Raw genomic sequence first — 26,310 nt, forward strand, 5'->3', positions numbered from 1 at the left:
TCTATTTATAGCATCTACCGAACCAAAAATGGATCACCTACCTTAGGTACGCAACCAACCCTCACTAAGGAGTCCACACGATGACTATCCTCGTTACCGGCGCTACGGGCCGCATCGGCCGCCAAGTCGTCAATCAACTCGTCACCCGCGGCGCGGACGTGCGCGCGCTGGTGCGCGACCCTGCTAAGGCGGATTTCCCGGCCAGTGTGAACGTCGTGCAGGGTGACATGCTCGACGTCGAATCGCTTCGGCGCGCGTTCGTTGGCATCAAGACCCTGTTCCTGCTCAATGCGGTTGCGGGTGATGAATTCACCCAGGCGCTCATCGCCCTGAACGTGGCGCGCGAATCCGGCGTGGATCGGGTGGTGTATCTATCCGTCATGCACGCGGAACGCTTTGTGAACGTGCCGCACTTTGCGGTGAAATCGGGAGCGGAACGCATGATCGCGCAGATGGGTTTCAGCGCCACCATCCTGCGTCCGGCCTACTTCATGGATAACGAACACATGGTCAAGGACGTCATCGTCGGCCATGGCGTGTATCCGATGCCGATTGGCAGCAAAGGCGTCGCCATGGTGGATACCGCCGACATTGCGGAGGTGGCGGCCATCGAACTGATCCGCCGGGACCAGGCGCCAGGCAACCTGCCGATCGAGACCCTCCACCTCGTCGGGCCAGATACGCTGACGGGCCCCGAACTGGCAGCCATCTGGTCAGAAATTCTTGATCGCCCCGTGGCCTATGGCGGCGATGACCCTAGCGGGTTCGAGCAGAACGCGGCGAACTTCCTGCCGAAGTGGATGGCGTATGAAATGCGTCTGATGGCTGAACGCTATGTCAGCGATGGCATGGTGCCCGGCACGGGCGATGTGGAGCGATTGACCAGCATCCTCGGTCGCCCGCTGCGCTCGTATCGAGACTTTGCGACTGCGCTGGCCGGCGCAGCCGCATGAGCCAGACCACATTGTCTGGAAGCCACACCGACGACCTGGGCGCCCTGTCGGTGTGGCTGGCGACTTACGCCTTCTTCAAAAACTCCGGCTTGAGCAGATAGCTCACGCCGTCAATCTTGCAATCGATCGGATGGTCGCCCGAGACGAAGCGGATGTTCTTGATTTTGGTGCCAGCCTTGAGCGTGCCCGAACCGCCCTTGAGCTTCAGGTCCTTGACGAGGGTCGCGGAGTCGCCCACGGCCAGCGGGTTGCCGTTGGCGTCTTTGATGACAGTCTCGGCTTCTACTTCCTCTTGCTGCGCGGCCGGGTTCCACTCGTGCATGCAATCCGGGCAGATGTAGAGCTCGCCGTCTGGGTAGGTGTTTTCAGAGCCGCATTGGGGGCAGGCTGGAATGGTCGACATGGCGTACGGGAAAGTAGATAGCGGATAAGGGGGCGCACTATACCAGTCGGGTCGCGCAAGCCGGTTGACGAGCGTCACGCTGAGTCCGCTTGAGCGCGTGCTGCCACGCCAGTTCGGTATGATCCCCTCCTCCATCTCTGAACACAGGAAGACCACCATGGGCGAAGCCAAACGACGCGGCACGCAAGCCGAACGCATTTCTCAGGCGCAAAGCCGGCTGGAGGCATTGCGCCCGGAAAAGCTGGTCTGCGGCGCCTGCCAGACCGCCTTTACCGAATTTGAAGGCATGGAGCCGCGCGACATGCCCGGCATCCACGCCATCTTCGGCGGCGAATGCCCGAACTGCGGTGAGAGCGTGATCTCCTTCAACGGCGAGCCCGAAGCCGTGGCCGCTGCCATGCTGGCGTATCAAGACGCCATGGAAGACGCGAAGCTCGGCGCGCAGACCCAAGAGGGCAAGCACACGCCCTACGTCGATGACGAAGACAAGCCCACGCAGCACTGAGGTGGCCATGCAGAACACCCCGGCACGCCGCTACCGCCACTACAAGGGCGGCGAATACGAATGGCTGTGCGAGGCCACGTACGAGCCCGATCCCACCATCAAGATGACGGTCTACCGCGCCGCCAACGGCACGATCTGGACGCGCCCTTCCACCATGTTCCACGAGATGGTTGAAGTCGATGGCCGGCAGGTGCCGCGCTTTGCGTTGATTGAGTGAGTACCGTCGCTTAACTGGCTGCCGCCCGGGCGCGACGCTTGAACCAGGCATGCTCGCCGGGCGCCCAGTCGCGCAGTTCGAAGGTGACATGTACGCGGCGAGAAACCTGCAGGTAGACGCCACAAGTCAGCAGCAACGCGGCAGCGACCGCCACGCCGTCGACGAAGGTCTGGTACGCACCCGGCACACCGCCGGCCATCAGCGTCAACCCGATCATCGGCGGCAACAGCGCCATATGCACGATCATGGCGCGCCGGAACGCGCTGTCATGCGTGGTGGCCAAAACTAGCACCGTCACACAAGAGATCAGATACAGGAGCATGGTCAGGTTGATGGCCCCGCTGCCCGGCGTGTCGGCATTGAACAGATCGGCGCCCGCCGTCTGCAAGGCGTCGACCGACAAGCCCTGCCAGAACACCCACGTTGGCCCGGCAATGGCCGCGGCAACCACCCACGGCAGCCAGCCGGCCATGCCGTAGAGCGGATGGCGTTCCGCTTCCAGCGGATCGATGTCGACCCAGTGATGCGTCAGCATGATGCACCCCCAACGATGCGCCCGTTCTTATGACGGGTTGCTGTCGGCCAACGCCGGCGGCGTCTACCTCCCCTGCTCTCTAGCTTAGGTCGCGCGGCCAAGCGCGCAACGCAGGAGGAACCCTGAGCGCACACCCCCGCTTGTGCCACATCAACTACCGACGGAAGAGCCGTGGGCGGTCTGGGTCGTACAGCGGGTCGGGCGTGATTTGCGTGAGTTGCAGCACGCCGGCGGGGTCGAAGTAGAAGTGCATCAGCGATGGCCAGACATCGTCCGCCTTGAAGCGGTACGACCAGACCAGCCGATCCATGCGGGGGAAGTACGCCGTCTCAACGGGTTGGCCGAAATGCCGCAGCACATCGTCCTTGGTCCAAACGCCGACCTTGGCCTGGGCAAATTCCAGGCTGCGCAGCACTTGCTTGAAGTCGATGAGTTTGCCGCTGGCGTCAAAGTCGGCCGCATAGGTGAACTGGCCGTACGGCTTGGTCGGATACAGCCAACGCGTGCCGCCGTCCAGCGGATACGTCTCACGCGGCGGGCCGAACTGCGCTTGCACGGCGGATTCGTCCGCGCCGACAAGCCGCTGCCCCTTGGTCACGGGGGATTCCAATGCCGCACATCCGGCCGTTGCCGCAGCCACCGCCATCACACTCACTACCGTCAGCCAACGCACTGCGCGCATGACAGCCGCCTCCATCGCGTTCCTTGAAGCGAAACAGTGTAGCGCTGCGTGCGGCCTCACCGGGCAAGCAGCGGCGTGATGTCGAGGTGTGTCGCAGCAAGGTGCGCATCCGCGCGGGGCAGGCGCGGGATCGTGCCCAGATGCGGCGCGTTGATCCAGCGGCGCAGCGTGGCAACGTTATCGTCCAGCCCGTCCATGGATGCATCAATCACGTTGCCGACCCAGCCCGCCAGGCGCAGCCCACGCGCGGCCATTGCCTCGGCCGTCAATGCAGCGTGGTTCAGGCAGCCCAGACGTAGGCCGACCACCAGTACGATGGGCAAACCGAGCGCGACCGCCATCTCCGCCGTATCAAAGTCATCCGACAGCGGCACGCGAAAACCACCCACGCCCTCCACCACCACGGCATCGGCCAGCGACTTCGCCTGTGCAAACGCATCGAGGATGGGCGGCAGCGTGATGGTTACCCCCTCGCGTGCGGCAGCCAGATGCGGAGACATCGGCGCCTCGAGCAGCCACGGGCAAACGGTTTCGAGGGGCAAATCGAGCGATGCTGCGGCACGCAACTGCTCGACGTCTTCATTGGTCCGCATGGGCGCGCCTGCCAGCGTACCGGCAGCAATCGGCTTGAGACCGACCGAGCGATACCCCGCACCGGCCAGCTTGGTCAACAATGCCGCGCTGACCAGCGTTTTGCCGATCTCCGTGTCCGTGCCGGTGACGAAGCAATCGAAGCGCGCGGGCATCTCAAGCGGCCTTTGCCGGTTGCAGCGACTGGCCAGCCGCCTCCAGTGCCTGCGCCAACCGTTCGATGTCCGCCTCCGTATGCGCCGCCGACAGCGTGATGCGCAGCCGCGCCGTGCCCACCGGCACCGTGGGCGGGCGGATGGCGGCGATGCGGATGCCTTCGCGTTCCAGTGCGGCGGCCAGGGCCAGTGCAGGGGCGTTCTCGCCGATCACGATCGGCTGGATGGCCGTGGGCGATGGCATCCATTGCCAGCCAAAGCGGGACGACAGACGTTGCGCATGCGCACTCCACACGGCGATGTGGCGGTTCAGGCGCGCACAGCGTTCGGCACCCTCCTCGCTTGCAATCACGTCCAGCGCCGCCTCGACGGCGCACGCGATCGCCGGTGGCGTGGCCGTCGTGAAGATATAGGTGCGCGCCCGCTGGATGAGCCAGTCGATCACCATGCGGTGCGCCACGATGGCCGCGCCCGAACCGCCCGCCGCCTTGCCAAAGGTGCCGACATAGACCAGGCGTTCGGAACGCAAGCCGAAGTGCGACAGCACGCCCGCGCCATGGTCGCCCACCACACCCAGGCCGTGCGCGTCGTCCACGATCAGCCAGGCGTCGTAACGCTCCGCCAACGCCAGCAGTTCCGGCAGCGGCGCGATATCGCCGTCCATGCTGAACACGCCATCGGTAACGATCAGCTTGTTGCGGCTGGTGCTCGCCGCCAGCAAGGCTTCCAGCGCTGCCACATCGGCGTGCGGATAGACCTTGACCGGTGCGCGAGACAGCCGCGCGCCATCGATGAGCGAGGCGTGATTCAGCGCATCGGAAAACACCGTGCAGTCCTGCGTTGGCGGGATGCCGCCGGCTTGCGCCATGGCACTCACCACGGCCAGGTTGGCCATGTAGCCGGTGCAGAAGAACAGCGCGTCTGCCTCGGGGATATGCGGCGCCTGCAGCGCAGCCATGCGCATTTCCAATTGCGTGTGGGCAATCGAATGGCCGCTCACCAAGTGCGACCCGCCGCTACCGAATCCGTACTGCCGTACGCCCTCCGACACGGCTTCGGCCAGCGCAGGATGCGCTGCAAGGCCCAGGTAGTCATTACCGCAGAAGCCAAGGATGTCGCGTGGCTCGCTGCCCGGCATGCTGGTGCGCTGGCTGCGGTCGGTGGGGCTGTAGGCGGTGCGGCGCACGCGGCGCAAGTGCGCAGCGTCGATGGCATCGAGGCCCGCCTGCAGGTCGTCAAGCAATCGCATAGGTGTGTCCTTCGGTTTCGCCCGTGGCCTGGGCCAGCGTGTCTTCAAGCGTCTGCAGCGTACGTTCGACCAGCGTGTCGGCCTCTTCGTCGCTCAGCACATAAGGTGGCAGCAAATAGACGGTGTTGCCGATCGGGCGCAGCAGCAGCCCATGCATGCGCGCCGTCAACGCAAAACGCTCGGCAAAGCGCGCGCCGGCCACTTCGGGGTGGACGTCGAACGCGGTGATCATTCCCGTCTGCCGCAGATGGGCGAAGCGCGCGTCGTGCGACAACGGCGCCAGCCCCTGTGCGATGCGCGCGGCGGTCACGCGGTTGCGCGCGAACACGTCTTCCTCCGCAAACAGATCGAGCGTAGCCAGCGCGGCGCGACACGCGAGCGGGTTGCCAGTATACGAATGCGAATGCAGGAAGCTTCGCACCGGCGCGTCGTCGTTGAAGGCGTTATAGATGGCATCGCGCGACAGCACGATCGACAGCGGCAGATACCCCCCGCTGATGCCTTTCGACAGGCACAGCAAGTCGGGCCACACGCCGGCCTGCTCGCACGCGAAGAAGGTGCCGGTACGCCCGCAGCCGACAGCAATCTCATCGGCAATCCAGTGCACGCCAAACTCATCGCACAGCGCGCGCACACCGCGCAGATAGCTCACGTCGTGCATGGCCATGCCGGCGGCGCACTGCACCAGCGGTTCGATGATGACGGCGGCGATAGTGCCGGCGTTCGTGCTCAGGCAATCGCGCAGCGCCGCCAACGCGCGTTCGGCAACATCAGCGGCGGTCTCGCCGGGAGCCGCCAAGCGCGCATCCGGCGACGGCACACGGTGCGATTGCAGGATCAGCGGGTCATACGCATCGCGGAAGATCGCCACATCGGTCACGCCCAGCGCGCCGAGCGTTTCGCCGTGGTAGCCATGTTCTAGGCAGACGAAGCGGCTGCGCGTGCCCTGCCCGGCATTGCGATGCGCGTGGAAGCTCATCTTGAGCGCGATTTCCACGGCGGAGGCGCCATCCGAGCCGAAGAAGCTGTGGCCGAGCACGCCGCCCGTCAGGCCAATCAGCCGCTCGGCCAGTTCAACTGCCGGGCGGTGCGTGGCCCCGGCCAGCATCACGTGTTCAAGCGAATCGAGCTGTGTTTTGAGCGCGGCATTGATATGCGGATTCGCATGGCCAAACAGGTTCACCCACCACGAGCTGGTGCCGTCCAGATAGCGCTTGCCATCAAAGTCGATCAGCCACGGACCCTGGCCGCGTGCAATGGGCAACGGAGGCACGGCATCGAGCCGCGCGTTCTGCGTGCACGGATGCCAGACGGCCGCGCGGCTGCGCGCCTGCCACGCCGTGTTGGCACTGGGCACGCCGTCGACCGGCACAGGGATGGGGGGATACGCCATACGAACCTCCAAGTAACAACGCCGGCCCCACGATGCAACAGAAGGGGCCGGCACATGGCGGCGTATGGTAGGCGGCTTGTCGGTCAATCAACAAGCGGACAGATCAGCGCTTTTTATCGTAAAAATTGTCGATAAAGCACGATGAAGCAAGGTTTTTAGGCAAAACGTCGGCGGTCTTGCGGTGATCTTTGCGCAAAAAAAATTTTGGGAAATGCGGCGAGGCGCCTTTTTCGGCACCTGCGGGAGCGGCCGCACATCAGGAGAGGGTGATATTCAGAATGTACTGAAAGGATGGAGTGCGACATTGTCCAACCCTAGGGATAACCCTATACTCGGGAAAACCCTAGAGAGAACAACATCATGATCCAGCAAGCCTATTACACCCCGAAGTTCGCCGCCGAAGCCCAGGCACAAGCCGCCGACAGCAAGCCCCTGGCGCTGATGCGCGCCGTGTTCAACTACTTCCGCAACGGTTGGGATGACAATCTGGAAAACGCCGAAGTGGTTGGCAAGTCCGGTTCGTATATCGGCTAAGACACAACGGTTCCAGCAGCACGTATCGACAAAACGGCGCATCGGCGCCGTTTTTTTGTTTTGGGGCATCCGATTCGGTCAGCCAAGATCCCCGCCGCCCACCGGCAGCACCGTCCCCGTGATGTACGAAGCCTCGTCCGAAGCCAGGAACAGGATCGCCCGCACCTGCTCGTCGATCGTGCCGTAGCGGTGCATCAGGCTGCTAGCGAGGGTCTGGTCGACGATGCCCTGGTACCAGACGGCTTCCTGCTCCGACATGGGTGCCGCATTGCGCGGAATCTTGCGCGGCGGTGCCTCCGTGCCACCCGTGGCGACGGCGTTGACGCGGATGTTGTCGTCCGCATGTTCCAACGCCAGGCTGGCCGTGAGCGCATTCACGCCGCCCTTGGCCGCCGAGTACGGAATCCGGTAGATGCCGCGCGTGGCAATCGACGAGACGTTGACGATCACGCCCTGCTGGCGCTCCACCATGTGCGGCAGCACCGCGCGGCAGCACCACAGCGTCGGAAACAGCGAGCGGCGGATCTCCGCCTCGATCTGTGCCTCTTCATAGTGCTGATACGGCTTGGCCCAGATCGTGCCGCCCACGTTGTTGATGAGCACGTCGATGCGGCCGAAGGCGTCGAGCGTAGTCTGCACGGCGTGCTGCGCGCCGGCATAGGTTTCGAGATCAGCGGTCGTGGCGTGAGCCTTGCAACCAGCGGCGGCAATCTCGGCCTGCACCTCGTAGACCAGCTCTGCGCGGTCCACCAGCAGCACCTGGGCGCCCTCTTCTGCGGCGGACATTGCGACACCGCGCCCGATGCCCTGCGCCGCGCCGGTCACGACGACGGCCTTGCCTGAGAATCGTTGCATGCTCATGCTGCCTTTGCGATCGGTGTGGCGTTGGGCGTGAACTTCTCGTAGTGGAAGCTGTTGGGCTTCACGCCTGCATCGTCAAAGTAGGTGCGCACGGCGTCGACCATCGGTGGCGGCCCGCACAGGTAGACATCCACGTCGCCGCCGTTCAGCGCGTCGGCCGGGATGTGCTGCGTCACCCAGCCCTTGCGCGGATGGCTCGATGCGGCATCGGCGACGACGGTGGCGTAGCTGAAATTCGGCAGCCGTGCCGCATAGGCCTCGATCGCATCGACCTGCACCAGGTCGAGGTCACGGGTCACGCCATAAATGAGATGCACCTTCTGCTGTGAATGGCCGCGCGCCAGCACTTCGAGCATCGACAGGAACGGCGCGAGGCCCGTGCCACCGGCGAGGAATAACAGCGGCCGCTGCACGTCGCGCAGATAGAAACTGCCCAGCGGCCCCTGCAGATCGAGCTTGTCGCCCGGGCGCGCGGCTTCGAGCCAGTTGCTCATCACGCCGCCGGGAATCTTCTTGATCAGGAAGCTGACCTTCGCTTCGCCGGGCGCCGATGAGAACGAATACGAACGATGCTGGCCGCTGCCAGGCACGCCGATGTTGACGTACTGGCCGGGCAGGAACACCGGAGCCGTGGCATCCACATCCAGTTCGAGCACGACGGCCGCATCGTTGTGCAACTCGACTTTGGACAGCGTCGCCCCGAAGCTGCTCTGCCCGGTCTTGCATGTGGTCGAGGTAGTCGGTACCGCGATCACGCAATCGCTTTGCGGCACCATCTGGCACGTCAGGACGAGGCCGGTGTTCTTCTCGTCTTCAGTCAGGGCGTCTTCGATGTAGTCGTCACCGAGGTCGTAGCTGCCGCTCTCTGCGCGGCACTTGCAGGTTCCGCACACACCGTCGGAGCAATCCATCGGCAGGTTGATCTTGGCGCGGAAGGCGGCATCGAGCACCTTTTCCCCCGCTTTGCAATCGATGAACCGCGTGACGCCGTCCTCGAAATTCAATGCAACTTTGAAACTGGACATGGGATACCTCCACTGCCTTTGCTGCGTGCGCTGTTCTTTGACCTGAGGTCAGACGTGATAGACGTCGAGCACCTGCCGGATGTAGTCGTTCTTCAGGACGATCTTCTTGGATGCAATCAGGAAGCCGTCACCGGACTTGCGCAGGGTGACGAACATCGTGCCGAAGAAATGGTCGGTGACCTTGTACCGGTGGCAGAGCGTGTGGAAGTTGTAGCGCACGTCGACTTCATCGTCGCGCTCGGCCATGACTTCCACGTTGGTGATGCTGTGGCTGGTTCTCGGCTCCGGCGTTGAGGCACCGCTGCGCTCGGTCTTGATGCGGAAGACGCGATCCTCCAGCCCACAGCGATTGGGGTAGTACATCAACGAGATCTGGCTCTGTGGGTCCTCGGTCAACTGGTCGTCGTCATCCCAGGCTGGCATCCAGTACGTGACGTCTTCGGCGTAGCACGCCAGCCATGCGTCCCACTGGCGGTCGTCGAGGAATCGCGCCTCGCGGTACAGGGCGGCGCAGATGTTCTGGTAATCGGCGCTCATGCTGGCACCCCTTCGCATTCCTTCTTCAGCGCATCGCGCATGACTTGCACCCAGTATTCGTGCTGGCAGACGAACAGGCCCTCGTCTTCACTGCGCTCGCCCGAGATGCGTGGCTTCAAGCCCATCTTGGTGGCGTTCTCGTCGGGGCCGTGCACCCACAGCGGTGCGCCGCGTGAGAGGTCATTCCACAGGGCGGTGGTACCGGCATAGCCGTTCTGGCAGGCGCGGAATTCTTCGAGGTCGTCCGCCGTGCCCATGCCGGTGACGTTGAAGAAATCCTCGTACTGGCGGATGCGTGTTGCGCGATCGGTTGCGCTCTCGCCCTTCGGCGCGAAGCAGAAGATCGAGACTTCGGTCTTGTCGACGCTGATCGGCCGCACCACGCGAATCTGGGTGCTGAACTGATCCATCAGGAACACGCTCGGATACAGGCACAGGTTGCGGGTCTGGTTGACGATGAAGTCAGTCTGGGTTTCGCCCACACGTGCCTTGATCTCCTCACGGTGCGCATAGACCGGCCGCACTTCCGGGTTCATCGTCTGCGTCCACAGCAGGATGTGGCCGTGCTCGAAGCCGTAGACGCCTGCCACCGACTTGCTCCAGCTGTTCGCATCCACCGCCTGGGTGCCACCCTCTTTGCGTCGGCCCATCGTTGCGGCGTAGTTCCAGTGCACGGTGCTGACGTGGTAGCCGTCGCAGCCGTTTTCCATCTGCATCTTCCAGTTGCCGTCGTAGACGTACGAGGAGTTGCCGCGCAGCACTTCGAGTCCCTCCGGCGCCTGGTCGACGATCTGGTCGATGATCACCCGCGCTTCGCCCAGGTACGCCTCGAGCGGCTGCACATCGGCATTGAGGCTGCCGAACAGGAAGCCGCGATAGTTCTGGAACCGCGCGACCTTCTTCAGATCATGCGAGCCATGCGTGTTGAACTGCACCGGGTACTCGGTGGTCTTTTCGTCCTTCACTTTGAGCAGCTTGCCGGTGTTGGAGAACGTCCAGCCGTGGAACGGGCACGTGAAGCTGCCCTTGTTGCCGTGCTTGCGGCGGCACAGCATGGCCCCTTTGTGGGCGCAAGCGTTGATGACTGCGTTCAGCTCGCCGGTCTTGTCCCGGGTGATGACGATCGGCTGGCGGCCGATCCACGTGGTGTAGTAGTCGTTGTTGTTCGGAATCTGGCTTTCGTGCGCGAGATACACCCAGTTGTTCTCGAAGATGTGCTTCATCTCCAACTCGAACAGGTCCGGGTTGGTGAAGATGTCGCGACGGCAGCGGAAAACGCCCGCCTCTTCGTCATCCACCACCGCGGTTGAGAGCAGGTGATCCAGTTCGTTGGCTTTGTCGATCAAGGCGGACATGGTCGTCTCCACGTTGAGGCGTTGGGCCTTAAACCTCGGCCGAAGCGCGCAGGCGGTTCACGCGCTGGTTGTCCTTGCCCTGCACCAGCGGCGTCAGCACGACGTTGAATTCGATGTCCTTGTACGTATCGGTTTTCAGGTCGAACGCGGCGCCGCCGGTTTTCTCGACCACGTGCGGAATCAGTTCTTCGCGGGTGGCGTAGGCGAAGTCGTCCCAGATCAGCGGATCGCCTTCGATGTTGAATTGCGTGGTCAGCTTGCGGTGTCCGTCGCTGGAAACGAAGAAGTGCACATGCGCCGGACGATTGCCGTGGCGGGCCAGACCGTTGAGCAGTTGCTGGGTCGCGCCCTGCGGCGGGCAGCCGTAACCCACCGGCATGAGCGTGCGGAATTCATATTTGCCATCGGCACCGGTCCGGACTGCGCCGCGCAGGTTGAACGCGCTCTGCGCACCAGTCGGGTCGAAGTGCGAGTAGAAGCCGTTCGAGTTCGCGTGCCAGCACTCGACCAGGGCGCCTGCCAGCGGCTTGTTGTCCGGGCCCGTCACCACGCCGTGAATGATCAGCGGGCCGGCAGCCGCGTCCGGATCGACGTCGATCCGGGACACGCCATCGCGCACCGTCGCACCCGCAACGTACAGGGGGCCTTCGATGGTGCGCGGCGTCCCGCCATTGAGGCCAAGCGCCTCGTCCGCGGCGTCCATGCGGATGTCGAGGTACTTCTCCAGGCCCACACCGGCGGCAAGCAGAGCCGCTTCGCCGTCCTGGCCAAGCTTGTTCAGGTAGTTGATACCGGCCCAGACCTCATCCGGCGTGATGTCGAGATCGTCGATGGCCTTGAACAGGTCAGCCAGCAGACGATGGGTGATCTGCTTCAGGCGGGCGTTGCCCTCGTTGCCGTCCAGGTTGGTGGCGGCCTTCAGCAGGTCCTGCACTTCTTTCGTTTGGAATACGTGCGCGTTCATGATGGGTGTCTCCACGTGGTTTTCTAGGGAAATGTCTCAGGCGTCATCGCCATGAACTGACGACGGGTGACGGCACAGCGGCGTCACGGCAATCTGCATGTACGAAAACAGCGGCAACGCCGTCAGGATGTCGTGCAGCTCGGCATTGCTCTGCACGTCGAAGACGCTGACGTTCGCGTACTCGCCCACTAGGCGCCAGATGTGGCGCCACTTCCCGCTGCGCTGCAGCTCCTGCGAGTAGGCCTTCTCGCGCGCCTTGATCTCGTTGGCGACATCGGCGGGCATGTCGGCAGGCAGGTGGACATCCATGCGGACGTGGAACAGCATCGTGGTCTCCTTGGTGGTGTCGTTCGTTCTGGATTTATTGCCGGCGTAGGCGCGCGAGCTTGTCGCGGTCGATCTGGATGCCGAGGCCGGGGCCGGTGGGCACCTGCAACATGAAGTCGCGGTACTGCAGCGGCTCGGTCAGCAGTTCTTGCGTAAGCAGCAATGGGCCGAACAGCTCGGTGCCGAACTGCAGGTCACCGAAGGTGGAAAACACGTGGGCCGAAGCCGCCGTGCCGACTGCGCCTTCAAGCATCGTTCCGCCGTACAGGCTGATGCCCGCAAGCTGCGCGATGGCTGCCACCTGCATGGCCGGCACGAGGCCGCCGGACTGGGCAATCTTCACGGCGAAGACATCTGCGCTGGCGCTGCAGGCCAGTTCGAATGCATCCAGCGGACCGTGTAGCGCTTCGTCGGCCATCATCGGCACGGCGAACTGGCGGGCGAGGCGCTCCAGCGCGGCGCGGTTTTCAGCGCGCACGGGTTGCTCGATCAGGTCGATGCCACCGGCTTGAAGTGCAGCGATACCGTTGGCGGCGTCGAGTTCGCTCCAGGCCTGGTTGACGTCCACGCGCACGCTCACGGCGTCGCCCAGTGCGCGCTTGATGGCCAGCACATGCGCCACATCGTCCGCCACCGGGCGCAGACCGATCTTCAGTTTGAAGATGCGGTGGCGGCGTTCGGCCAGCATCGCTTCTGCCTCGGCAATGTCCTTCTTGGTATCGCCGCTGGCGAGCGTCCAGGCCACTGGCAGCGCATCACGCAGGCGGCCGCCCAGCAGTTCCGATAGCGGCACATTCAAGCGACGGGCCTGCGCATCGAGCAGCGCCGTTTCCAGCGCGCACTTGGCAAAGCGGTTGCCCTGGATGGTTTTGCGCACCTTTGCCATGGCAGCCGCCACGTTGCGTGCATCCATGCCGATCAGCAGCGGCGCGATATGCGTGTCGATGTTGACTTTGATGCTCTCGGGGCTCTCTTCGCCGTAGTTGAGACCACCGATGGTGGTGGCCTCGCCCCAGCCTTCGATACCGTCTTCGCAGCGCACATGTACGAGGACGAGCGTCTGGATGTGCATGGTGGCGACAGAGAGCTTGTGCGGACGGATGGTGGGCACATCCACTAGAATGGCCTCGATCGAGCGAATCATGTTTTCCAGGTATCAGAGTGATGACGATCAACTTGGAAACCAGATTACGCAGCGCGATTTATTGCGTCCAACACCGATTTAGTATCAGCTTCATACCTATAAGGTTGGATATGGAACTGCGCCACCTGCGCTACTTCGTGGCCGTCGCCGAGGAGCTGAACTTCACGCGCGCGGCCGAGCGCTTGCACATCGCCCAGCCGCCGTTGAGCCGCCAGATTCAGCAACTCGAAGAGGAAATCGGCGTGCTGCTGTTCGAGCGCGGCAGCCGCCCGCTCAAGCTCACGGAAGCCGGCCGCTTCTTCCACGCGCACGCGCGCCAGTTGCTGGCGCAGACGGCCGAGCTGGCCTCGATGACGCAGCGTGTCGGGCAGATTGAGCGGCGCCTGTCGATCGGCTTTGTTGCCTCGACGCTGTATGGGATGCTCCCGAAGGTCATCCGGCGCTTCCGGGCGGAATACCCGATGGTCGATCTCACCATGCACGAGATGACCACCATGGACCAAATCCAGGCGCTCAAAGAGGGCCGCATCGACGTCGGCTTCGGCCGCATCCGCTATGAAGACCCGAACGTGCGGCGCATCCTGCTGCGCGATGAGCGGCTGATGGTTGCCCTGCCCTCGGGCCATCCGTTGCTGGACGCCAAGCCTGCGGCGTCGCTGCGCGACCTAGTGGGCGATACGCTGATCATCTACCCGCGCGCGCCGCGTCCGAGCTACGCGGATCAGGTGCTTGCCTTGTTCCATGACCGTGCCTTGGAGCCGAGCAAGATTTATGAGGCACGGGAATTGCAAATCGCCCTGGGGCTGGTCGCCGCGGGCGAAGGGGTGTCGGTGGTACCGCGCAGCGTGGCGGGCCTCAAGCGCGAAGACGTTTGCTATATGGAGCTGGACGATCCGCAGCTGGTGTCGCCCATCATATTCAGCACTCGCCTGCTGGATGAATCCGAAGACATCCAGGCCATGCTGGCCCTGACCTACCGGTTGTACGACGAGCAGAAGATTCCGTACTACGCCCCGTCGTAAGGCTTGCAATGGTGGCCCCAAAGTTACAAGCCGCTGGACACGACGCCCGCATGGGCTAGATTGAAGTGAGGCGCCCGTCCGCCTGCGATTGGAGCGCAAGCGAGTGAAAAAAATACGCCGCCCCGTCATCATCAAGCTGGCCCTCATTGCGGCGCTGGTGCTGGCCGTGGCCGCGTGGTTCGCCGACCGCGAGTTCCGCACGTCCTCGTGGCAGGCGCAGTACTTCACGCGCATCGCGCAATCGCAAACCTTTCCCGTCAAGCCAGGGCCCAACAACGTGGCCCGCTACCCCAACTCCGGGCCCTACGATGAGCGGCTCGGCTACCACGACCTCCCCACGTTTCTAGAACGCCTGCGCACACGCGGCTACATCGTCGCGCAGCAGGCGGCGCCCTCCCAGGACATGATCGCGTGGATGGATCGCGGCATGAACGCGCCCTACCGCGAGAAAGATCAAGCCGGTCTGGAATTGCTCGACGACGATGGCCGTCCGATCTATAGCGTGCGGCACCCAGAACGCGTATATGACAGTTTCGCGTCGGTGCCGCCGCTGCTGGTCGACTCGCTGCTCGCCATCGAAAACCGCACACTGCTGCAGACCGAATATCCCAAGCGCAATCCGGCCGTGGAATGGTCGCGCCTCGCGCGTGCCGTGTGGGACCGCGCACTGCATGCCGTCAACGCCGCGCACGAATCGCCCGGCGGCAGCACGCTCGCCACGCAAATCGAGAAGTACCGCCACTCACCCGAAGGCCGTACCGAATCCCCCACCGAGAAGCTGCGCCAGATGGCGTCCGCATCGGCACGCGCCTACCTCAACGGCGAAGACACCACGGCGACACGTCACCAGCTTGTCGTCGATTACCTGAACACCGTGCCGCTGGGCGCGCGCGCCGGGTTTGGCGAGATCCAGGGCATCGGCGATGCACTGTGGGTTTGGTACGGGCGCGACTTTGCGCAGGTGAATGCGCTGCTGTCGGACAAGTCGACCGCGCCGCTGGCGGATCGTGCGCTGGCCTACAAGGAAGCGCTCAGTCTGTTGGTGTCGCAGCGGCGGCCGTCGTACTACCAGGAGAACCTCGACGAGCTGGAGTCGCTGACGGACGCCTACCTGCGTGTGCTGGCCGCAACATCGGTCATTCCACCCGCGCTGCGCGATGCAGCCATTGCGCAATCCCTCAAGCAGCAGGCGCTGAACAGGCGCGTGCCGCCCCCGCCCATCGAGCACAAGGGCACGAATGCCGTGCGCGTGAACCTGGCCGGCATGCTGGGCATCTCGCGCATGTACGCGCTGGACCGGCTCGACCTGACGGCCAGCAGCACGCTCGACGCGCCCTTGCAGCGCGACATCACCACCGAACTGCGCAAGCTGCGCGACCCCGAGCGCGCCAAGGCAGCCGGCCTCGTCGGCGACAAGATGCTAGAACACGGCGACCCACGCGGCGTAACGTATAGCTTCACGCTGTACGAGCGCGCCCCCGGCGGCAACCGCGTGCTGGTGCAAGCCGATACGTTCGATAAGCCATTCGACATCAACGAAGGCGTAAAGCTGGACCTCGGCTCCACCGCCAAGCTGCGCACGCTGGTGACATATCTCGAAATCGTGGCCGAGCTGCACAAGCGCTATGCCGATCAGCCAGCCACGGCGCTGCGCAAGATCAACATCCCCGTGCAGAACCCGATCGAGCGCTGGGCCGTGGACTACCTCGCCCACACCCAAGACCGCTCGCTCGCAGCCATGCTCGATGCCTCCATGGAGCGCAAATACTCCGGCAACGCCGGCGAGTGGTTCGCCACCGGCGGCGGCATGCAGAGTTTCGAGAACTTCGAGAAATGGGAAGGCACCCAATTCTTCACGGTGCGCGAGGGGCTCAAGCACTCCGTCAACCTCGTCTTCGTACGGATCATGCGCGACATCTCGCGCTACTTTCAGCACCAGTTGCCCAGCGCAGGCGCCGAAGCGCTGACCGATCCCGAGTCGCCCCAGCGACAGGTCTACCTGCAACGCTTTGCCGACCGCGAAGGCAAACTCTTCATGGGCCGGTTCTACACGAAGTACAAGGGCAAGACCGACGCCGAGCGCGAAGCCATCCTCGTGCAAAGCACGCGTGCCACGCCGGTGCGGCTGGCGACCATCTTCCGCAGCATCGACCCGGAAGCCGGCCCGGGCAAACTCGCCGCGTTCATCCGCAGTTATCTCCCCGGCGCCAAGCTGGACGAGGCCGCCCTCACCAAGCTGTATGTGAACTACTCCGTCCAACGCTTCGACTTGGCCGACCGCGGCTACATCGCCAAGCTGCATCCGCTGGAGCTATGGCTGGTGGCCTACCTGCGAACCCACCCGCAAGCCACGCTCGCGCAAGTGAACCAAGCCAGCGCCGACGAGCGGCTGGCCGTCTACAAATGGCTGCTGCAATCGCACCGCAAAGGCGCGCAGGACAAGCGCATCAAACAGATGCTGGAGATCGAAGCCTTCCAGCAGATCCACGCCATGTGGAAGCGCCTCGGCTATCCGTTTGAATCGCTGGTGCCTTCATACGGCACAGCGATTGGCGCCTCGGCAGACCGCCCCGCATCGCTGGCCGAGCTGATGGGCATCATCGAAAACGACGGCATCCGCCTGCCCAGCGTCCGCATCGACCGCCTGCGCTTTGCCGCCAACACCCCCTATGAAGTCATGCTCTGCCGCGACCCCAACGCCGGCGAACGCGTGCTCCCACCCGAGATTCCCGCGCTGGTCAAAACCGCGCTGGCCGGCGTCGTAGAAGGCGGCACCGCCAAGCGCATCTCCGGCACCTTCGTCCAGAAAGATGGCAAACCCCTCGCGGTCGGCGGCAAAACCGGCACAGGCGACAACCGCTTCAAAACCTTCAGCCGCGGCGGCGGCCTCATCTCCGAACGCGTCGTCAGCCGCTCCGGCGCCTTCGTCTTCTACCTGGGCGACCGCTACTTCGGCACCGTCGTCGCCTACGTGGCCGGCGCAGACGCCGCCAAATACAAGTTCACCAGCGCACTAACCGTGCAGGTCCTCAAAGTCCTGGCCCCCACGCTGATGGACCACCTGGATCTGAAAGACGAAGCCCCAGCGTTTAACTGCAAACTGCCCCAGGCAACAGCGCCGGAACAGAAGCTGGATTGAACCAGCAGCAAACCACCCGGCGCCAACACACGCACCCAGATGGTGTGGCCGTACCCTGCCCTAGATGGCGCCTTGAATTTCTGTAAGCGGGCGGAAAAAAGACGGGAAACTGTCTGAGCGAAGCGAGTTTTTCCCGTCTCCGCCCGGTTACGGAAATTCAAGGAGTCTTTCGCCATCTCGGGCGCGCCTTTCTTTGCTGACTTTCTTTGGCAAGACAAAGAAAGTGAGTCAGCCCCGGCAGGGGATGAAACAAGGGATGAACCGGCACCCTTACCGCAAAGCCCGCTGCAACCAAATAGCACCAGCACAAACCACCGCAATCAGTGCCCCCCACCCAAACAAATCCCTAACCGCCAACAACGCCGCCTGCCGATCAATCTCCGCAGAAATCCGAATCAGCTCAACGCCCTGCAGCGCATGCGGCCACTGCCAGTCCGGCGTAAACGCACTCACATGCCCCACCAGGTCCGTCCGATGCTGCGCCTGTCCCCGCTGCAACAACAACGTCGCCCCCATCGTCCCAAACGCCTGCGCCCAGGCCCGCATGATCCCCTTGAACTGATACGCATGACCAAAGTCCTTGGCCGGCATATCGACATACGTCAGCCCCGCCACCTGAATAACGACAAACATCCCCACCATGCCTTCGATCAAAAACCCCGGCGCCACCGCCGTCACCGACGCCCCCGGCATCGCCGCATGCGACATCCACAGGAACGCCACGGCCATCAACACAAAGCCGATGGAGATCAGCACCCGCTTGGGCGGCAGCACATTCGTCAATTGAAAGTTCAGGGTGCCCAGCACCACCGTCACCAGCCCGCCCAGGCTCATCAACTGCGCGGTGGTCTCATAGCGAAACCCCAGCCCGTTCTGCAGCAGGCTCGACGACAAAAACCCCCACGCGCTCGCAAACAGGTAATAGATGGCGTAGAACACCATCCCCATCAGAAAACGCCGCTGCAACGTAGCGCGTAGATCCACCCAGGGCAGCGGGTGTCCAGTCTGGCGGATGCCGATCCAGGCAATCAACGCCGCCACCGCAATGATGGGCAGCACCTGCGCAGGCGAGCCATCCGGGTGCACGAACCGCGCCTGCTGAAAACCGTGCAGCGCAATCAATGCCGCCAGCCCGAACGCAATGGCCGAGGGCCAGTCGAGCGACGCAAAATCGCCCTTGCGCTCATGCATCTTGGGGTGCGGATAGAACGCCGCCACCAGCCCGGCCACCACAACCGCCACCAGCAGCTGCGCAATGAAGATGGCGCGCCAGCCAAACTGCTCGGTCAGCGCCGCTGACAGCATGGGCGACACGCAGCTCAACCCAAAGATGCCGTAGATCATCCCCTTCATCATCGTGCGGCGTTCGTGAGCCGGGCTGTGCTGCACGAAGATGCGCGACGTAGACAGCATCGGCCCCGCCCCAAACCCCTGCACCGCGCGGCCGACAATCAGCATCGTGCCGCCCTCAGCCGCCGCGCACATCAGCGTGCCCGCAATGAAGACCAGCAGAGACAACAGCGTGTGCCGGCGATACGTCATGTGATCCGCCAGCCGCCCCATCACCAGAATGGCCAGGCTGGCCGCCGCCGCATACGCCGTCACGGCCCACAGATACACATCTTGTGACGCCAGCACCCCGCCTTCGATATGCGGGCCGGCAATCGAAAACATCAGGTTGGCCATGTAGTCCACGCCCGTCGCCAGGCCGATCACCATGCCCACCATGCGCAGTTCCATCCGGCTGCCGACGGTGGATTCCGCCGGCGCACGGCGTGGCGCTGGGGCGGGTGAAATGGTGTGGTCTGTGCTTGGCGTGTTCATGCAGGGATGGTAATTTGCCCGCAAATCGGCGGAAATCGCCTGCCAACAAATTCATTGTTCAATTATGCGAACGACGGACTGGAACGACTGGGACACTTTCTGCACCGTGGCCACCCTCGGCAGCTTCACCCGGGCGGCCGATCGGCTGGGGTTGCCCAAGTCGTCAGTCAGTACGGCGGTGTCGCGGCTGGAGGGCAAGCTCGGCGCCCGCCTGTTCGAGCGTAGTACGCGCCGCCTGCGCCTGACTGACGCCGGCGAAGCGCTGCTACGTGATGCGGGCCCCCTGTTTCAGCGTCTGCGCGAAGTGTCGGAGGATGCGGCTGCCACATTCCAGTCGCCCGCCGGCACCCTGCGCGTTGCCATGCCGTACGAGTTTGCCGCACGGCAATTTGCCGAGGTGGTGCTGGAAGTCATGCGCGAACACACCGGCCTGCGCATCGAAGTGGATGTCGCCCCGCGCCAGATCGATCCGCTCGCCCAGGGCTACGACATCATGCTGACCGTGCCGCGCGGGCCGCTGCCGGATTCCGGCCTCGTCGCGCAGCGCGTCTTCGATCTGCGTCGCACCGTGGTGGTCGCCCCGCCGTTGTTGCAACGACTGGGCCCGCTCACGCACCCAGACCAGCTCGCCGATTGGCCTTGCCTGGGCACCTCCAACGAAGCCGAATGGCAGTTCCGCACGCCCGGCGGCGAAACCATCAACTTGCCGCTGGATTTCCGCATGCGCACGTCCAACAGCGAGTTGCGCATGCAGGCGGCCATCGCCGGCCTGGGCGTCGCACGTATCACCTCGGTATTTGCGGCGGATCTCATCGCATCGGGTGCACTGCAAGAGGTGCTGACCGACTTCCAGTCCCCACCGATGCGCGTGTACGCCATCTTCCCCGGCCGCCGCCTCATGCCGGCCAAGGTGAAAGTCTTCATGGACGCCCTGCACCGTCGCATTGAACAGTCTCGCCAACACAGCGACGTGCGCCCCACCTTCGTGGACGAAGCCGCGCCGTGGCCGCCCGAATCCCTGCTTTGATCCTGCAACGCCCTTTTCACATCAACCACGCAAAGCCATGCGCCCATTTACTCGCTTTCCCATTCTGGTTGCCCTGCTTGCTCTAAGCGCCACCGCCTGCTCCCGCGCTGAAGACATCGGCAGCGTCAGCACCAATTTCCGCATCACTGGCTCGGACAAGATCGTCGTCGAGGCCTATGATGATCCGCTCGTGCAAGGCGTCACCTGCTACGTGTCGCGCGCCCGCACGGGCGGCATCAAGGGCACGCTGGGCGTGGCCGAAGACGTGAGCGAAGCGGCCGTTGCCTGCCGCCAGGTCGGTGACATCACCTTCGTAAAACCGCTGCCCCAGCAGGACGATATGTTCACGCAGCGCCTGTCGCTCGTTTTCAAGACACTGCACGTGGTGCGCGTGGTGGACCGCAAGCGCAATGTGCTGGTGTATCTGACGTATTCCGACAAGGTCATTTCCGGCAGCCCCAAGAACAGCGTGACAGCCGTGCCGGTGCCAGCCAGCCAACCGATTCCCGTCAAATAAGGCGGAAAGCATTAGCCGCACCATATCGGTGCGGCGTCGTGCGAGCGTGGCGGCCAAACAACGCGAAGTGGTGCATACGTAAGCCTACGTATGGTGCATTGCATCATCTGGTGTATAGTCAGGGTATTCCCTAACCGGGAAATCCCTAAGAGGCCAATCATGCAAAACACGAACGACCTGAAGCTGACCGATCAACTCGAACGCGAACTGATCGAGCGCGAAATGTCCGAAGGTATCTACTACTATCGCCGTCCGAACGGCACCTCGTTCTCGTTTGCCCAGTTCTTCTCGGCAATCGCGAGCCTGTTCACCACGCATGGCACCGCCAAGGCCTGATCTTTAGTCATCAGCCGCCGTTGTTGTCGATGGGCGTGTGCCCGAGCTAGCTGCATCGCTGTACTCGCAACACCGTAGCACCGTGCGCCGGCCAAGTGTCTTCACACCTGCCGCCACACCCGCCAGGTCATGACCGCCTGGTGCCAATCGAGGGCCGGATTCCGGCCCTTTGTCATGTCTGCGGCGCGTATTTTTGCGCGCTGCGGCATCGCCCTCCCCTCCGCTTTACCTAGACCGCTTCCCGGTTGTCTTCTCCATCGCCTGTGCTTTACTGAGTAGAGCCGCGACCACCCATACCCAGACACTGCGCGCATCCTCGCTGCGACGCATGCACACGGCGACCATCCCCCAAGGAGACTCCCATGGCGATCAGCCTCAAGCTGTCGGTCAACGGTGCGCCTGTCACCGTCAGTGTCGAACCCCATACCCTGTTGGTCCAATTGCTGCGCGAGCAACTACGTCTGACCGGTACCCACGTCGGCTGCGATACAGCGCAATGCGGCGCCTGCACGGTGCACATGAACGGGCGCGCGGTGAAGTCGTGCAACATCCTGGCCGTGCAGGCCGATGGTGCGGACGTGACCACCATCGAAGGCTTGTCCAAAGACGGTGCACTGCACCCGATGCAAGCGGCCTTCCGCGAGTGCCATGGCCTGCAGTGCGGCTTCTGCACCCCCGGCATGGTGATGGCCGCCACTGCGCTGGTTGCGCAAAACCCGCATCCGGACGAACGGCAGGTGCGCGAACAGCTTGACGGCAACCTCTGCCGCTGCACGGGCTATCACAACATCGTGCGCGCCGTACTGCAGGGCGCCGAAGCGATGGCCGAAGCCGAAGGCAACGATGCTTCCCTGCAAAGCCTGGCCGCCGCGCGCGCCCACGCCGCTTGATCCGGCGAGGAGACCATCATGAACGCTCCCGCAGAACCCAACCACCACCTGATCGGCGCGGCCGTCAAGCGCAAGGAAGATTTCCGCTTCCTCACCGGCGCCGGACAGTACACGGATGATGTCGTCCAGGCACACCAGTCGTATGCGGTGTTCCTGCGCTCGCCGTATGCGCATGCCCGCATCAAGCACATCAACGCCGATGCGGCGCGCAAGCATCCAGGCGTGCTGGCCGTGCTCACCGGCGACGACCTGGCCGCCGACAAGGTCAACGGCCTGCCCTGCGGCTGGCTGATCCACAGCATTGACGGCACGCCGATGAAGGAGCCGCCCCACCCCGTGCTCGCGCAAGGCAAGGTGCGCCACGTGGGCGACCAGGTGGCGCTGGTGGTGGCGGAATCCGTGAAGATCGCCAAGGACGCCGTCGAGATGATCGACGTGGAATACGACGAGCTGCCCGCCGTGGTGGACACTGCCACGGCAGACACCGCCGGTGCCGCCGTCCACGACGACGTGCCGAACAACACCTGCTACATCTGGGGCCACGGCGACAAGGCCGCCACTGATGCCGCCTTCGCCAAGGCCACGCATGTCACGCAGCTCGACATCGTCAACAACCGGCTGATCCCGAACGCGATCGAGCCACGCGCCGTCAACGCGAGCTACTCACGCCAGGACGACAGCTACACGCTCTACGTCGCCAACCAGAACCCGCACGTGGAACGCCTGCTGATGTCGGCGTTCGTGCTGGGCCTGACCGAAGCCAAGGTGCGCGTGATTGCGCCGGACGTGGGCGGCGGTTTCGGCTCGAAGATCTTCCTGTACCCGGAAGACGTGGCGCTCACGTGGGCTTCCAAGAAGGTTGGCCTGCCGATCAAGTGGACGGCGGAGCGGTCCGAATCCTTCCTGACCGATGCGCATGGCCGGGACCACGCCACGCACGCCGAATTGGCGCTCGATGCCCAGGGCAACTTCCTCGCCATGCGGGTGCACACCACGGCCAACATGGGCGCATACCTGTCGACGTTTGCCAGCAGCGTGCCGACGATCCTGTATGCAACGCTGCTCGCCGGCCAGTACAAGACGCCGGCCATCTACGCCGAGGTGAAAGCGGTCTTTACGAATACCGCGCCCGTGGATGCCTACCGTGGCGCCGGGCGGCCGGAAGCCACCTACGTTGTCGAGCGTCTCGTTGAGACCGCTGCGCGCGAACTGCAGATCGACCCCGCCGAACTGCGCCGCCGCAACTTCATCCGCACGTTCCCCTACGCCACGCCAGTCGGCCTGACCTATGACACGGGTGACTACGAGCCCCTCCTGCAACGCGCCATCGAACTGGCCGACGTGAAAGGTTTCCCTGCCCGCCGCGACGCCTCGCGCGCCAAGGGCCGGCTGCGCGGCATGGGCTACTCCTGCTACATCGAAGCGTGCGGGCTAGCGCCGTCGAACATTGCGGGTGCGCTAGGTGCTCGGGCCGGCTTGTTTGAAGCTGGCGAAATCCGCGTGCACCCCACGGGCTCCGTCACCGTGTTCACCGGTTCGCACAGCCACGGCCAGGGCCATGAGACGACGTTTGCGCAGGTGGTGGCCGATCGCCTGGGTGTGCCCATCGAGAACATCGAAGTCGTGCACGGTGATACGGGCCGCATCCCGTTCGGCATGGGCACGTACGGTTCACGCTCGATTGCTGTGGGTGGCTCGGCCATCATGAAGGCGCTCGACAAGATCGAAGCCAAGGCCAAGAAGATCGCCGCGCATCTGCTGGAGGCCTCGGCTGAAGACATCGAGTTCAAGGACGGCGTATTCCGCGTGGCCGGCACCGATCGCACCAAGACCTTCGGCGAGGTCGCGCTCACGGCGTATGTGCCGCACAACTACCCGCTCGACAAGCTCGAACCCGGGCTGGATGAGAACGCGTTCTACGACCCGACCAACTTTACTTACCCGGCCGGCGCGTACATCTGCGAGGTGGAAGTCGACTCCGATACCGGCGAAGTCCACATCGACCGATTCGTTGCGGTCGATGACTTCGGCAACATCATCAACCCGATGATCGTCGAGGGGCAGGTGCACGGCGGGCTCGGCCAGGGCATCGGCCAGGCGCTGCTGGAGCGGTGTGTGTACGACGAGACCGGCCAGTTGTTGACGGGCTCGTACATGGACTACGCCATGGCCCGCGCTGTCGATCTACCCAGCTTTACGGTGGAAACGGCCAAGGGCACGCCCTGCACGCACAACCCGTTGGGCGTGAAAGGCTGCGGTGAGGCCGGCGCCATCGGCTCGCCGCCCGCGCTCATCAACGCCATCGTCGACGCGCTGGCACCGCTGGGCGTGAAAGACATCCAGATGCCCGCGACGCCGCATCGTGTGTGGCAAGCCATTCAAGCGGCCAAGGCCTAGGTAGAGGAGCCCACCATGTACGACTTCGAGTACCAGAAAGCCACCGATGCCCAGACCGCCGTCACCGCGATGAAGACGCATGCGGACGCCAAGTACCTCGGCGGCGGCCAGAGCCTGCTGGCGGCGATGAAGCTACGGTTGGCGCAGCCGTCCACGCTGGTGGATGTGACGCGTATTCCCGGCATGACGGGCATCCGCTCGCAGCCGGGTGTCATCACCGTGGGTGCGGCCACACGCCATGCCGACGTGGCCGAGAACGCTGACATCGTCCGCATGCTACCCGCGCTGGCAGAACTGGCCGGCGGTATCGGCGACCGACAGGTCCGCGCCATGGGCACGCTGGGCGGCTCGCTCGCCAACAATGATCCAGCCGCGTGCTACCCGGCAGCGGTGCTGGGCCTGAACGCCACCGTCGTCACCGAACGGCGCAACATCGCGGCGGACGATTTCTTCCTTGGGATGTATGAGACGGCGCTGGCAGCGGATGAGCTGATCACCGAAGTGCAGTTTCCCGTGCCGGATCAGGCCGCTTACGTGAAATTCCGCAACCCAGCATCGCGCTTTGCGCTGGTGGGTGTGTTTGTCAGCCGCAAGGGCAACAACGTGCGCGTGGCAGTCACGGGCGCGGCGCCGTGCGTGTTCCGTTGCACGCCGCTGGAGCAGGCGCTGTCGGCCAATTTCACGTCGGAAGCCGCGCGCCACGTGGTGGTGCCGGCCGATGATCTGGTGGGCGATCTGCATGCCTCGCCGGAATATCGGGCGCACCTGATTCCGGTGCTGGCAGCGCGGGCAGTCGAGCACGCGCTGGTGAAACACCACTAAGGAGCGGCATGCCGGTCGACTCCATTGACGACTGCATCGCGCAACTACAGGGCCAGGGCTACTTCGCCAGCCGCGCGCTGGCCACGGCCCTGTTCCTGGCGCTGCGCATGCAGCGGCCGCTGTTCCTGGAAGGCGAACCGGGCGTCGGCAAGACCGAGCTGGCGAAGGCGGCGGCCGGGCTGCTCGGCACATCGCTGCTGCGGCTACAGTGCTACGAAGGCTTGGATACTGCCAGCGCGCTCTACGAATGGGATTACCCGCGCCAGATCATGGCCCTGCGCCTGGCGGAGGCGGCGGGCGACAAACCGAGCGCCGATACGCTCTACCGTGATGAATTCCTCCTCAAACGCCCGCTGCTGCAGGCGCTGCTGCCGGACCCCAACCACCCCGATACACCCCGCGTCTTGCTGATCGACGAAATCGACCGCGCTGACGAGCCGTTCGAGGCCTTTCTGCTGGAGTTGCTCTCGGATTTCCAGGTGTCGATCCCGGAGTTCGGCACGGTGCGCGCGCAGGTGATTCCGCTGGTCATCATGACGTCCAACCGCACGCGCGAGGTGCACGACGCGCTCAAGCGACGCTGCCTGTATCAGTGGATCGGCTACCCGGACAAGGCGCGCGAACTGCAGATCGTGGCGCAGCGTGCGCCCGAAACGTCTGCCCGCCTGCAACAGCGCGCGGTGGATTTTGTGCATCGCCTACGTGGCATCGATTTGTTCAAGGCGCCGGGCATTGCGGAGGCCATCGACTGGTGCCGCGCACTGGCCGCGCTGAACGTGACGGAGCTCGACCCCCAGTCGGTGCAAGACACGCTGGGCGTGCTGCTCAAATACCAGGATGATCTGGCCCGCGTCGACGCGCCGACGATCGGGCAATTGCTGGCGGCACCCGCCTTGCCGGAATAAG

General features: G+C 63.9%; 27 protein-coding genes. 13 read left to right on the forward strand and 14 right to left on the reverse strand.

From position 1 onward, the window contains the following. The first annotated feature begins 80 nt into the window (after nucleotides 1-80). Nucleotides 81-953, forward strand: coding sequence for an SDR family oxidoreductase (locus ACN9M1_RS07555; protein ID WP_426398594.1), 873 nt, complete (start codon nucleotides 81-83; stop codon nucleotides 951-953). Between the two features lie 64 nt (nucleotides 954-1,017). On the opposite strand, the gene ACN9M1_RS07560 is transcribed toward ACN9M1_RS07555, so the two are convergent. Further along, the gene (locus tag ACN9M1_RS07560; RefSeq protein WP_426398595.1) at nucleotides 1,018-1,356 is read right to left on the reverse strand and encodes a zinc ribbon domain-containing protein YjdM; all 339 of its coding nucleotides are present in this window, start codon (nucleotides 1,354-1,356) and stop codon (nucleotides 1,018-1,020) included. Nucleotides 1,357-1,513: 157 nt separating this feature from the next. Here ACN9M1_RS07560 and ACN9M1_RS07565 point away from each other — a divergent pair, with 157 nt between their 5' ends. Next, a complete protein-coding gene (locus ACN9M1_RS07565) occupies nucleotides 1,514-1,861 on the forward strand; it encodes a hypothetical protein (protein ID WP_426398596.1) in 348 nt (115 codons plus the stop codon). Nucleotides 1,862-1,868: 7 nt separating this feature from the next. Continuing rightward, nucleotides 1,869-2,078 (forward strand): DUF1653 domain-containing protein, encoded by a 210-nt coding sequence (locus tag ACN9M1_RS07570; RefSeq protein ID WP_426398597.1) that lies wholly within the window; start codon nucleotides 1,869-1,871, stop codon nucleotides 2,076-2,078. A gap of 10 nt (nucleotides 2,079-2,088) precedes the next feature. On the opposite strand, the gene ACN9M1_RS07575 is transcribed toward ACN9M1_RS07570, so the two are convergent. From ACN9M1_RS07575 to bioA, 5 genes are all read right to left on the reverse strand, one after another. Then, complete coding sequence (locus tag ACN9M1_RS07575) at nucleotides 2,089-2,613, reverse strand: hypothetical protein (RefSeq protein WP_426398598.1); 525 nt, start codon at nucleotides 2,611-2,613, stop codon at nucleotides 2,089-2,091. 154 nt (nucleotides 2,614-2,767) lie between these two features. After that, nucleotides 2,768-3,295 (reverse strand): hypothetical protein, encoded by a 528-nt coding sequence (locus ACN9M1_RS07580; RefSeq protein ID WP_426398599.1) that lies wholly within the window; start codon nucleotides 3,293-3,295, stop codon nucleotides 2,768-2,770. A gap of 56 nt (nucleotides 3,296-3,351) precedes the next feature. Then, nucleotides 3,352-4,041 (reverse strand): dethiobiotin synthase, encoded by a 690-nt coding sequence (bioD, locus tag ACN9M1_RS07585; protein WP_426398600.1) that lies wholly within the window; start codon nucleotides 4,039-4,041, stop codon nucleotides 3,352-3,354. A gap of 1 nt (nucleotide 4,042) precedes the next feature. Further along, nucleotides 4,043-5,290, reverse strand: coding sequence for an 8-amino-7-oxononanoate synthase (gene bioF / locus ACN9M1_RS07590; protein ID WP_426398601.1), 1,248 nt, complete (start codon nucleotides 5,288-5,290; stop codon nucleotides 4,043-4,045). Next, nucleotides 5,277-6,683, reverse strand: a complete 1,407-nt coding sequence (gene bioA / locus ACN9M1_RS07595; protein ID WP_426398602.1) for an adenosylmethionine--8-amino-7-oxononanoate transaminase — start codon at nucleotides 6,681-6,683, stop codon at nucleotides 5,277-5,279. Before bioA ends, bioF begins: the two co-directional genes overlap by 14 nt. A gap of 360 nt (nucleotides 6,684-7,043) precedes the next feature. Between bioA and ACN9M1_RS07600 the strand changes: the two genes are divergently transcribed. Then, entirely contained in the window at nucleotides 7,044-7,217 is a 174-nt protein-coding gene (locus ACN9M1_RS07600) for a hypothetical protein (RefSeq protein ID WP_366171515.1), read from the forward strand. Between the two features lie 78 nt (nucleotides 7,218-7,295). On the opposite strand, the gene ACN9M1_RS07605 is transcribed toward ACN9M1_RS07600, so the two are convergent. Genes ACN9M1_RS07605 through ACN9M1_RS07635 form a run of 7 tightly spaced genes read right to left on the reverse strand, consistent with a single transcriptional unit; the run spans nucleotide 7,296 to nucleotide 13,430 of the window. Continuing rightward, nucleotides 7,296-8,078 (reverse strand): 1,6-dihydroxycyclohexa-2,4-diene-1-carboxylate dehydrogenase, encoded by a 783-nt coding sequence (locus ACN9M1_RS07605; RefSeq protein ID WP_426398603.1) that lies wholly within the window; start codon nucleotides 8,076-8,078, stop codon nucleotides 7,296-7,298. Further along, nucleotides 8,075-9,103 (reverse strand): benzoate 1,2-dioxygenase electron transfer component BenC, encoded by a 1,029-nt coding sequence (benC, locus tag ACN9M1_RS07610; protein WP_426398604.1) that lies wholly within the window; start codon nucleotides 9,101-9,103, stop codon nucleotides 8,075-8,077. Before benC ends, ACN9M1_RS07605 begins: the two co-directional genes overlap by 4 nt. A gap of 48 nt (nucleotides 9,104-9,151) precedes the next feature. Then, nucleotides 9,152-9,640 carry a benzoate 1,2-dioxygenase small subunit gene (gene benB, locus ACN9M1_RS07615; protein ID WP_426398605.1) on the reverse strand — a complete coding sequence of 163 codons (489 nt, stop codon included), beginning with the start codon at nucleotides 9,638-9,640 and terminating at the stop codon, nucleotides 9,152-9,154. Next, a complete protein-coding gene (locus ACN9M1_RS07620) occupies nucleotides 9,637-10,995 on the reverse strand; it encodes a Rieske 2Fe-2S domain-containing protein (protein ID WP_426398606.1) in 1,359 nt (452 codons plus the stop codon). Before ACN9M1_RS07620 ends, benB begins: the two co-directional genes overlap by 4 nt. A gap of 28 nt (nucleotides 10,996-11,023) precedes the next feature. Next, complete coding sequence (catA, locus tag ACN9M1_RS07625; RefSeq protein ID WP_426398607.1) at nucleotides 11,024-11,959, reverse strand: catechol 1,2-dioxygenase; 936 nt, start codon at nucleotides 11,957-11,959, stop codon at nucleotides 11,024-11,026. A 36-nt stretch (nucleotides 11,960-11,995) separates the two neighbouring features. Beyond that, nucleotides 11,996-12,286 (reverse strand): muconolactone Delta-isomerase, encoded by a 291-nt coding sequence (gene catC / locus ACN9M1_RS07630; protein ID WP_426398608.1) that lies wholly within the window; start codon nucleotides 12,284-12,286, stop codon nucleotides 11,996-11,998. Between the two features lie 34 nt (nucleotides 12,287-12,320). After that, entirely contained in the window at nucleotides 12,321-13,430 is a 1,110-nt protein-coding gene (locus tag ACN9M1_RS07635; protein ID WP_426398609.1) for a muconate/chloromuconate family cycloisomerase, read from the reverse strand. A gap of 110 nt (nucleotides 13,431-13,540) precedes the next feature. On the opposite strand from ACN9M1_RS07635, the gene ACN9M1_RS07640 reads away from it, so the two are divergent. Further along, the gene (locus ACN9M1_RS07640) at nucleotides 13,541-14,452 is read left to right on the forward strand and encodes a LysR family transcriptional regulator (RefSeq protein ID WP_426398610.1); all 912 of its coding nucleotides are present in this window, start codon (nucleotides 13,541-13,543) and stop codon (nucleotides 14,450-14,452) included. 103 nt (nucleotides 14,453-14,555) lie between these two features. After that, nucleotides 14,556-17,591 (forward strand): transglycosylase domain-containing protein, encoded by a 3,036-nt coding sequence (locus ACN9M1_RS07645; RefSeq protein WP_426398611.1) that lies wholly within the window; start codon nucleotides 14,556-14,558, stop codon nucleotides 17,589-17,591. A gap of 270 nt (nucleotides 17,592-17,861) precedes the next feature. Here ACN9M1_RS07645 and ACN9M1_RS07650 read toward each other — a convergent pair whose 3' ends face one another. Beyond that, nucleotides 17,862-19,415, reverse strand: coding sequence for an MFS transporter (locus ACN9M1_RS07650; protein WP_426398612.1), 1,554 nt, complete (start codon nucleotides 19,413-19,415; stop codon nucleotides 17,862-17,864). A 64-nt stretch (nucleotides 19,416-19,479) separates the two neighbouring features. Between ACN9M1_RS07650 and ACN9M1_RS07655 the strand changes: the two genes are divergently transcribed. The 7 genes from ACN9M1_RS07655 to ACN9M1_RS07685 all read left to right on the forward strand — a co-directional run bounded on the left by ACN9M1_RS07655 (nucleotide 19,480) and on the right by ACN9M1_RS07685 (nucleotide 26,309). Continuing rightward, nucleotides 19,480-20,442, forward strand: coding sequence for a LysR family transcriptional regulator (locus ACN9M1_RS07655; protein ID WP_426398613.1), 963 nt, complete (start codon nucleotides 19,480-19,482; stop codon nucleotides 20,440-20,442). 37 nt (nucleotides 20,443-20,479) lie between these two features. Beyond that, nucleotides 20,480-20,959, forward strand: a complete 480-nt coding sequence (locus ACN9M1_RS07660; protein ID WP_426398614.1) for a CreA family protein — start codon at nucleotides 20,480-20,482, stop codon at nucleotides 20,957-20,959. A gap of 159 nt (nucleotides 20,960-21,118) precedes the next feature. Next, nucleotides 21,119-21,295, forward strand: coding sequence for a hypothetical protein (locus ACN9M1_RS07665; protein ID WP_426398615.1), 177 nt, complete (start codon nucleotides 21,119-21,121; stop codon nucleotides 21,293-21,295). A gap of 362 nt (nucleotides 21,296-21,657) precedes the next feature. Next, nucleotides 21,658-22,185 (forward strand): (2Fe-2S)-binding protein, encoded by a 528-nt coding sequence (locus ACN9M1_RS07670; RefSeq protein WP_426398616.1) that lies wholly within the window; start codon nucleotides 21,658-21,660, stop codon nucleotides 22,183-22,185. An 18-nt stretch (nucleotides 22,186-22,203) separates the two neighbouring features. Continuing rightward, complete coding sequence (locus tag ACN9M1_RS07675; RefSeq protein WP_426398617.1) at nucleotides 22,204-24,582, forward strand: xanthine dehydrogenase family protein molybdopterin-binding subunit; 2,379 nt, start codon at nucleotides 22,204-22,206, stop codon at nucleotides 24,580-24,582. Nucleotides 24,583-24,597: 15 nt separating this feature from the next. Further along, nucleotides 24,598-25,404, forward strand: coding sequence for an FAD binding domain-containing protein (locus tag ACN9M1_RS07680; protein ID WP_426398618.1), 807 nt, complete (start codon nucleotides 24,598-24,600; stop codon nucleotides 25,402-25,404). 8 nt (nucleotides 25,405-25,412) lie between these two features. Then, on the forward strand, nucleotides 25,413-26,309 hold the full coding sequence (locus tag ACN9M1_RS07685) for an AAA family ATPase (RefSeq protein ID WP_426398619.1): 897 nt from the start codon (nucleotides 25,413-25,415) through the stop codon (nucleotides 26,307-26,309). The last annotated feature ends 1 nt before the right edge of the window (nucleotide 26,310 follow it).

The organism is Ralstonia sp. R-29, assembly GCF_049913345.1.
Classification (GTDB): Bacteria; Pseudomonadota; Gammaproteobacteria; order Burkholderiales; family Burkholderiaceae; genus Ralstonia.

What these genes read in the sequence shown, in the direction of transcription:
- ACN9M1_RS07635 (WP_426398609.1), bottom strand. Translation starts at nt 13,430, where the DNA reads ATGATTCGCTCGATCGAGGCCATTCTAGTGGATGTGCCCACCATCCGT.
- ACN9M1_RS07655 (WP_426398613.1), top strand. Translation starts at nt 19,480, where the DNA reads ATGCGAACGACGGACTGGAACGACTGGGACACTTTCTGCACCGTGGCC.
- ACN9M1_RS07605 (WP_426398603.1), bottom strand. Translation starts at nt 8,078, where the DNA reads ATGAGCATGCAACGATTCTCAGGCAAGGCCGTCGTCGTGACCGGCGCG.
- ACN9M1_RS07620 (WP_426398606.1), bottom strand. Translation starts at nt 10,995, where the DNA reads ATGTCCGCCTTGATCGACAAAGCCAACGAACTGGATCACCTGCTCTCA.
- ACN9M1_RS07555 (WP_426398594.1), top strand. Translation starts at nt 81, where the DNA reads ATGACTATCCTCGTTACCGGCGCTACGGGCCGCATCGGCCGCCAAGTC.
- ACN9M1_RS07680 (WP_426398618.1), top strand. Translation starts at nt 24,598, where the DNA reads ATGTACGACTTCGAGTACCAGAAAGCCACCGATGCCCAGACCGCCGTC.
- bioD (WP_426398600.1), bottom strand. Translation starts at nt 4,041, where the DNA reads ATGCCCGCGCGCTTCGATTGCTTCGTCACCGGCACGGACACGGAGATC.
- catA (WP_426398607.1), bottom strand. Translation starts at nt 11,959, where the DNA reads ATGAACGCGCACGTATTCCAAACGAAAGAAGTGCAGGACCTGCTGAAG.
- ACN9M1_RS07640 (WP_426398610.1), top strand. Translation starts at nt 13,541, where the DNA reads ATGGAACTGCGCCACCTGCGCTACTTCGTGGCCGTCGCCGAGGAGCTG.
- ACN9M1_RS07685 (WP_426398619.1), top strand. Translation starts at nt 25,413, where the DNA reads ATGCCGGTCGACTCCATTGACGACTGCATCGCGCAACTACAGGGCCAG.
- ACN9M1_RS07580 (WP_426398599.1), bottom strand. Translation starts at nt 3,295, where the DNA reads ATGCGCGCAGTGCGTTGGCTGACGGTAGTGAGTGTGATGGCGGTGGCT.
- ACN9M1_RS07600 (WP_366171515.1), top strand. Translation starts at nt 7,044, where the DNA reads ATGATCCAGCAAGCCTATTACACCCCGAAGTTCGCCGCCGAAGCCCAG.
- bioF (WP_426398601.1), bottom strand. Translation starts at nt 5,290, where the DNA reads ATGCGATTGCTTGACGACCTGCAGGCGGGCCTCGATGCCATCGACGCT.
- ACN9M1_RS07665 (WP_426398615.1), top strand. Translation starts at nt 21,119, where the DNA reads ATGCAAAACACGAACGACCTGAAGCTGACCGATCAACTCGAACGCGAA.
- ACN9M1_RS07560 (WP_426398595.1), bottom strand. Translation starts at nt 1,356, where the DNA reads ATGTCGACCATTCCAGCCTGCCCCCAATGCGGCTCTGAAAACACCTAC.
- benB (WP_426398605.1), bottom strand. Translation starts at nt 9,640, where the DNA reads ATGAGCGCCGATTACCAGAACATCTGCGCCGCCCTGTACCGCGAGGCG.
- ACN9M1_RS07570 (WP_426398597.1), top strand. Translation starts at nt 1,869, where the DNA reads ATGCAGAACACCCCGGCACGCCGCTACCGCCACTACAAGGGCGGCGAA.
- ACN9M1_RS07650 (WP_426398612.1), bottom strand. Translation starts at nt 19,415, where the DNA reads ATGAACACGCCAAGCACAGACCACACCATTTCACCCGCCCCAGCGCCA.
- catC (WP_426398608.1), bottom strand. Translation starts at nt 12,286, where the DNA reads ATGCTGTTCCACGTCCGCATGGATGTCCACCTGCCTGCCGACATGCCC.
- benC (WP_426398604.1), bottom strand. Translation starts at nt 9,103, where the DNA reads ATGTCCAGTTTCAAAGTTGCATTGAATTTCGAGGACGGCGTCACGCGG.
- ACN9M1_RS07575 (WP_426398598.1), bottom strand. Translation starts at nt 2,613, where the DNA reads ATGCTGACGCATCACTGGGTCGACATCGATCCGCTGGAAGCGGAACGC.
- ACN9M1_RS07565 (WP_426398596.1), top strand. Translation starts at nt 1,514, where the DNA reads ATGGGCGAAGCCAAACGACGCGGCACGCAAGCCGAACGCATTTCTCAG.
- ACN9M1_RS07660 (WP_426398614.1), top strand. Translation starts at nt 20,480, where the DNA reads ATGCGCCCATTTACTCGCTTTCCCATTCTGGTTGCCCTGCTTGCTCTA.
- ACN9M1_RS07670 (WP_426398616.1), top strand. Translation starts at nt 21,658, where the DNA reads ATGGCGATCAGCCTCAAGCTGTCGGTCAACGGTGCGCCTGTCACCGTC.
- ACN9M1_RS07675 (WP_426398617.1), top strand. Translation starts at nt 22,204, where the DNA reads ATGAACGCTCCCGCAGAACCCAACCACCACCTGATCGGCGCGGCCGTC.
- bioA (WP_426398602.1), bottom strand. Translation starts at nt 6,683, where the DNA reads ATGGCGTATCCCCCCATCCCTGTGCCGGTCGACGGCGTGCCCAGTGCC.